7 protein-coding genes and 1 pseudogene are annotated in these 5,415 nt (G+C 31.4%); 3 read left to right on the top strand and 5 right to left on the bottom strand.

Translation table 11 applies throughout. The features are described 5' to 3' along the window. On the top strand, window positions 1-453 hold a 453-nt coding region (locus KA468_RS10415; protein ID WP_291242873.1), incomplete at its 5' end, for a sigma-70 family RNA polymerase sigma factor. Window positions 454-456: 3 nt separating this feature from the next. After that, entirely contained in the window at window positions 457-1,074 is a 618-nt protein-coding gene (locus KA468_RS10420) for a hypothetical protein (RefSeq protein ID WP_291242874.1), read from the top strand. 34 nt (window positions 1,075-1,108) lie between these two features. Here the strand turns inward: KA468_RS10420 and KA468_RS10425 are convergent, their stop codons facing one another. Genes KA468_RS10425 through KA468_RS11110 form a run of 3 tightly spaced genes read right to left on the bottom strand, consistent with a single transcriptional unit; the run spans window position 1,109 to window position 2,602 of the window. Further along, the gene (locus KA468_RS10425) at window positions 1,109-1,912 is read right to left on the bottom strand and encodes a 1-acyl-sn-glycerol-3-phosphate acyltransferase (RefSeq protein ID WP_291242875.1); all 804 of its coding nucleotides are present in this window, start codon (window positions 1,910-1,912) and stop codon (window positions 1,109-1,111) included. A gap of 43 nt (window positions 1,913-1,955) precedes the next feature. Then, complete coding sequence (locus tag KA468_RS11105) at window positions 1,956-2,375, bottom strand: CoA pyrophosphatase (RefSeq protein WP_366933137.1); 420 nt, start codon at window positions 2,373-2,375, stop codon at window positions 1,956-1,958. Further along, the gene (locus tag KA468_RS11110; RefSeq protein WP_366933138.1) at window positions 2,315-2,602 is read right to left on the bottom strand and encodes a hypothetical protein; all 288 of its coding nucleotides are present in this window, start codon (window positions 2,600-2,602) and stop codon (window positions 2,315-2,317) included. Before KA468_RS11110 ends, KA468_RS11105 begins: the two co-directional genes overlap by 61 nt. A 44-nt stretch (window positions 2,603-2,646) precedes the next feature. On the opposite strand from KA468_RS11110, the gene KA468_RS10435 reads away from it, so the two are divergent. Then, window positions 2,647-3,090, top strand: a complete 444-nt coding sequence (locus tag KA468_RS10435) for a DUF4268 domain-containing protein (protein ID WP_291242876.1) — start codon at window positions 2,647-2,649, stop codon at window positions 3,088-3,090. A gap of 107 nt (window positions 3,091-3,197) precedes the next feature. Here the strand turns inward: KA468_RS10435 and KA468_RS10440 are convergent, their stop codons facing one another. Both KA468_RS10440 and KA468_RS10445 read right to left on the bottom strand, forming a co-directional pair. Further along, entirely contained in the window at window positions 3,198-4,994 is a 1,797-nt protein-coding gene (locus tag KA468_RS10440; RefSeq protein ID WP_291242877.1) for an acyl-CoA dehydrogenase family protein, read from the bottom strand. A 94-nt stretch (window positions 4,995-5,088) separates the two neighbouring features. Then, window positions 5,089-5,415, bottom strand: a pseudogene (locus tag KA468_RS10445) (acetyl-CoA C-acyltransferase); the annotation flags it as partial.

The raw sequence follows: 5,415 nt of genomic DNA on the forward strand, positions 1-5,415 counted from the left end.
GCAAATCAGAATATTGTCCACAAAATTTGTAGACTTTATACTTCTGATCAAGACGCGCATAATGATTTGTTTCAAGAAATTACTATTCAGTTATGGAAAGCGTTTCCGAAATTTAGAGGGGAATCAAAATTTACTACTTGGGCCTATCGTGTAGGACTAAATACAGCAATTACTTTATATCGCAAAAAGAAAAGAAGTATTGAAACTACGCCTTTTGACTCAGAATTTCATCGTATCAAAACAGATGAATATAATTTTGAAGAAGAAGAACAATTAAAATTAATGTATAAAGCCATTGCGGAGTTAAATGACATAGACAAAGCTTTGATGTTTTTATATTTAGAAGACAAAGATTACACTGAAATATCAGAAACACTGGGGATTAGCGAAGTGAATGCACGTGTGAAAATGAACAGAATTAAAGGGAAACTTAAAAAAACATTAAATCCGTAACTTATGGATGAATTAGAATTATTAAAAAAAGATTGGAAGAAAAACGATGGGCAATTTAAACAAGTTTCAGAAAATGAAATTTATGGTATGTTGCACAAAAGTTCTTCTTCTATTGTAAAATGGATTTTTATTATTAGTATAGTTGAATTCTTAGTTTTAAGACTAATGGATTTGTCGTTATTTTATGATGAAAATTTAAAAAACAAACTCAATCAAATTCATATTTATGAAATTGAGAAAACCGTTACTATATTTAATATACTGGTATTGTTGGTTTTTATATTTTATTTCTACAAAAATTTAAGAAACATAAGTGCCACTTCATCAGTAAATAATTTAATGAAAGACATCATTAAGACAAGAAAAATTGTAAAATATTATGTTTGGTATAATTTAATAATTGCTGGGATAACAGGAATAATTGTAGTATACTTTCAAAGTAAATATGATGCCAATTTAAGCGTCTTATTAGATAAATACGAATATTTATTTGTTATTTGTTGTGCTTTATTAGTGCTGTTTTTAATTTTAGTTTTCTATTTATTTTACAAATTGTTGTATGGTTTTCTGTTAAGAAGATTAAAACGAAATTATAATGAGCTACAGAAAATAGAGTATTAAAAAAAGTCCTGATAAAATTTTATCAGGACTTTTTTTAATATTTCCATTGACGTTCTCTATCTAATTTAGAAGCTTCTTCTAAATCTTCCAGAGGAATTACTTTTAAAAACGAAGCGTGTTGTTCAATGGCATATTCTATTTGTTCAACGATTTTTTCGATTGAATCGTTTTCGTAGTCTATATCTAATGGCGGCTTAATTTCCATTGATTGCAAAATCCCTTTTTTCTTTACAAACAATCCTTTTCTATCGAATGATCTTCTAAACCCATCAATTACAATTGGTACAACAATTGGTTTATGTTGCTTAATTATATGTGCCGTTCCTTTTCGTACTGGTTTAAAAGAACGGGTAGTTCCTTGCGGAAATGTAATTACCCAACCATCTTCTAATGCAATTTTAATATTTTCAGTATCATTCGGATTCACATCTCTTTGCACATCTTTACCTTCAGCACGCCAAGTTCGTTCTACAGTAATAGCACCAACATAAGCTAAAATTCTTGGCAATAAACCTTCTTGCATTGTTTCTTTAGCTGCAACGTAATAAATATTTAATTTCGGCTGCCACAAGTAAAATACATTTTTAATATTATTTTCCCGTCCTTTTAAAGCTGCGTTAAACACGTGAAACATAGCGGTTACATCTGCAAAATACGTTTGATGATTGGAAATAAAAAGCACGTTTCTATCTGGTAAATTTCGAATAATATCCGAGCCATCAATTTGTAAATTATTAAAACTTCTGTATCTACTATGAGTTAATGCACCAAAAATACGGATTAACCATTTTTTGATGAATAATATATGTCCAAACGGATTTCTTTTGAATAATCCCATACGAATTGCGTTTTAAAAACGATGCAAATTTAGTAATTTTATACTACTTCATTGCGTTTTTAATTAACTCTTTTAACTCGCTGAGCATCATTGCAGTAGCACCCCAAATTAAGAAATTTTCGACTTCAAAAGCAGGTACATCAATATTTACAGCATAAGAAGTAGTCATTTTCGTTTGTACGATAGTTTTATCATTAAGCAGTTGATGAATTGGGAATTCTAATACGCGTTGCACTTCATCGGGATTCGGAATAAATTGTAAATTTTCCTTTGAAAAACCTAAATATGGAGTAACTAAAAAATTACTTGGCGGAATATAAATCTCACTACATTGTCTAATAATTTCAACTTTATTCATTTGAACGCCAACTTCTTCTTCGGTTTCTCTAAGTGCTGTAAATTCTAATGTTCCATCTTCAAATTCTTCTTTTCCGCCTGGAAAACTAATTTGAGAAGAATGCAATGCACTCCAGGATAGGTATTGCGTACAATTAAAGCTAAATGTGCCATTTCATTTTTTGGATACACCAACATTAAAACTGCGGCATTTTTGGGTTCAATTTCAGAATACGATTTGTCCTTTAGATAAGATATTCGTTCCAAAGGTGCCATTTTTATGTGCGCATCTGTGGCTAACAACTTTTCTTTCTTTAAATTTGCGATATTATTTATAAAGTGAGTGAATTCCATTTTTAGATTTCTATTTTATAAAGTTACAAAAAATAATTACAAAAATGTATAGTAAAGCTGACGCGCAATTAATAAAGAAAGAATTTTGGAGCACTTTTGGAAACGAATATCCAAGAAAATGGTTGCTGTATAACACTAAAATTAAAGACGTTACGTTTAAATTTAATGTGGATAATAAAAAAGCTTATGTAATGTTAGATATTGAACCAAAAGACGAAAATAAACGAAAAATCTATTTTGAGAAAGTGGAATCTTTAAAAGAAATTTTGGTGAATGAATTTTTGACAGATGTTATTTTTGACAGAGAGCATTATTTAGAAAGTGGTAAAATTATAAGTCGTGTTTGGGTAGAACTATCAGATGTGAGTTTGAACCGAAAAACAGATTGGGAAACCATTTTTAATTTTTTCTATGATAAAATGGATGCTTTTGAACGGTTTTTCTATGAAAATGAAGATTATATTAAAGATTTAGAAGTGAATACTTAATTGGAAATTAGATAATAAATTTCGGTTTTTTAAACAAGAGACTGAAAAAAAATTCAATAAAAAAAGTCCTGATTTCTCAGGACTTTTTTACACAAACTAATTAAATATTAAAAACAATATTTATTTTCCGCGATGACTTTAGCAGCAATTTGCTCACGTAATTTCACTACGTTTGGCATATTTAAATATTTTGTATAACGGCGTAATCCCATTAACATCATACGTTGCTCGTCGCCTTCTGCGAAAGAAACAATTCCTTCTTTTCCTTTCTGAGTAACAATATCAACCGCATTATATAAGTACAATTGAGTCATAGCAAGTTGGTCACTTACTTTATCAGTACCTAATTTTTTTGCCATTTTTTCAGTTCTCAAAACGGCACTTTCTGCCATATAAATTTCAATTAACATATCGGCTGCAGCCATTAAAAGTTGTTGATGCGCTTCTAATTCAGCTCCAAATTTTTGAACAGCCGCTCCTGCTACCATTAAAAATGCTTTTTTCAATTTAGCAACCATTTCTTTTTCTTCTGCTAAAAATTCTGAATAATCAGGCACATCAAAAGATGGAATTCCCATTAATTCTTCGGCTACAGCCATAGCTGGACCAATTAAATCAACATGGCCTTTCATCGCTTTTTTAACCAACATTCCTACAGAAAGCATACGATTAATTTCGTTTGTCCCTTCATAAATACGAGCAATACGGGCATCTCTCCAAGCCGATTCCATTGGTGTATCTTCAGAGAATCCCATTCCACCAAAAATTTGAATACCTTCATCAGTACAATGTTGCACATCTTCTGAAACGGCAACTTTTAAAATAGAACATTCAATGGCATATTCTTCTACACCTTTTAACTCTGCCTCTTGTTGAGAATTACCTTCCGCTTCACGAGTTTCAATTCTGTTTTGAATATCTCCAGCAGCTCTGTAAGTTGCACTTTCATCTACATAACAATTTGTGGTAATCTCTGCTAATTTAGCTTGAATGGCACCAAAACTTGATATTGGTGTATTAAACTGAATTCTTTCGTTGGCGTAATTTACAGCTCCAGAAATGGTTCTTCTTTGTGCTTCCAAACAAGCAGCTGCTAATTTAATTCGACCGACATTTAAAGCATTCATTGCAATTTTGAAACCTTCACCTCTACCAGCTAACATATTTTCAACAGGAACTTTAGTTTCATTAAAGAAAACTTGACGTGTTGAACTTGCGCGAATACCTAATTTATGTTCTTCTTCACCTAAAGTGATTCCGTTTGTATTTTCTCTATCGTATTCTACAATAAAACCTGTAATGTTTTTATCATCTTCGATACGAGCAAAAACAATCATTACATTACAAAATCCAGCATTTGAAATCCACATTTTTTGTCCTGAGATTAAATAATGTGTTCCATCAGCAGATAAAACCGCTTTAGTTTTTCCAGAATTTGCATCCGAACCGGCACCTGGTTCAGTTAAACAATATGAACCAAACCATTCGCCAGAAGCTAATTTGGGTACATATTTTTGTTTTTGTTCTTCAGTTCCATACAATGTAATTGGCATTGTTCCAATTCCTGTATGCGCACCAAAAGCGGTTGAAAACGAACCTGTTGCTCCTGAAATATAATCGCAGACTAAAGCTGTATTTACAAATCCCATTCCTAATCCGCCATACGCTTCTGGAACTGCAACTCCTAAAAACCCTAATGCACCCGCATTTCGCATACATTGTTCGGTATATGCGTAATCTTTTTTCTCAAATTTATCTTTATGTGCCCAAAGTTCTTTATCTACGAATTCTTTAACAGAATCACGCATCATAATTTGTTCTTCGTTAAAATCTTCTGGAGTGAAAACATTTTCGCACTTTGTTTCTTTTACAAGGAACTGTCCTCCTCTTGTGATATCTTCCATTTTTATATTATTTTAAAGTTTTTATTTTGGTACACAGATTGAAGAAATTAATAAAATTTTAAAAATTTCTCAAATCTGTGTTCCTCTAATTATTTTACATCAATTCGAAAATCCCAGCAGTTCCTTGTCCTGTTCCAACACACATCGAAACTATTCCGTATTTAGATTTTCTTAATTTCATTTCTTCAAATAATTGTACCGATAATTTTGCACCTGTACAACCAAGTGGATGACCTAAAGCAATTGCTCCTCCGTTTACGTTAATAATATCAGGATTTAAACCTAATTCTCGAGTTACGGCTAATGCCTGAGAAGCAAATGCTTCATTCAATTCAATTAAATCGATATCATTTAATGTCAATCCAGCTTGAGATAACGCTTTTGGAATGGCCTTTACCGGTCCGATACCCATAATTCTTGG

The sequence above is a fragment of the Flavobacterium sp. genome, assembly GCF_017985075.1.
In the GTDB taxonomy this organism is placed as follows: Bacteria; Bacteroidota; Bacteroidia; order Flavobacteriales; family Flavobacteriaceae; genus Flavobacterium.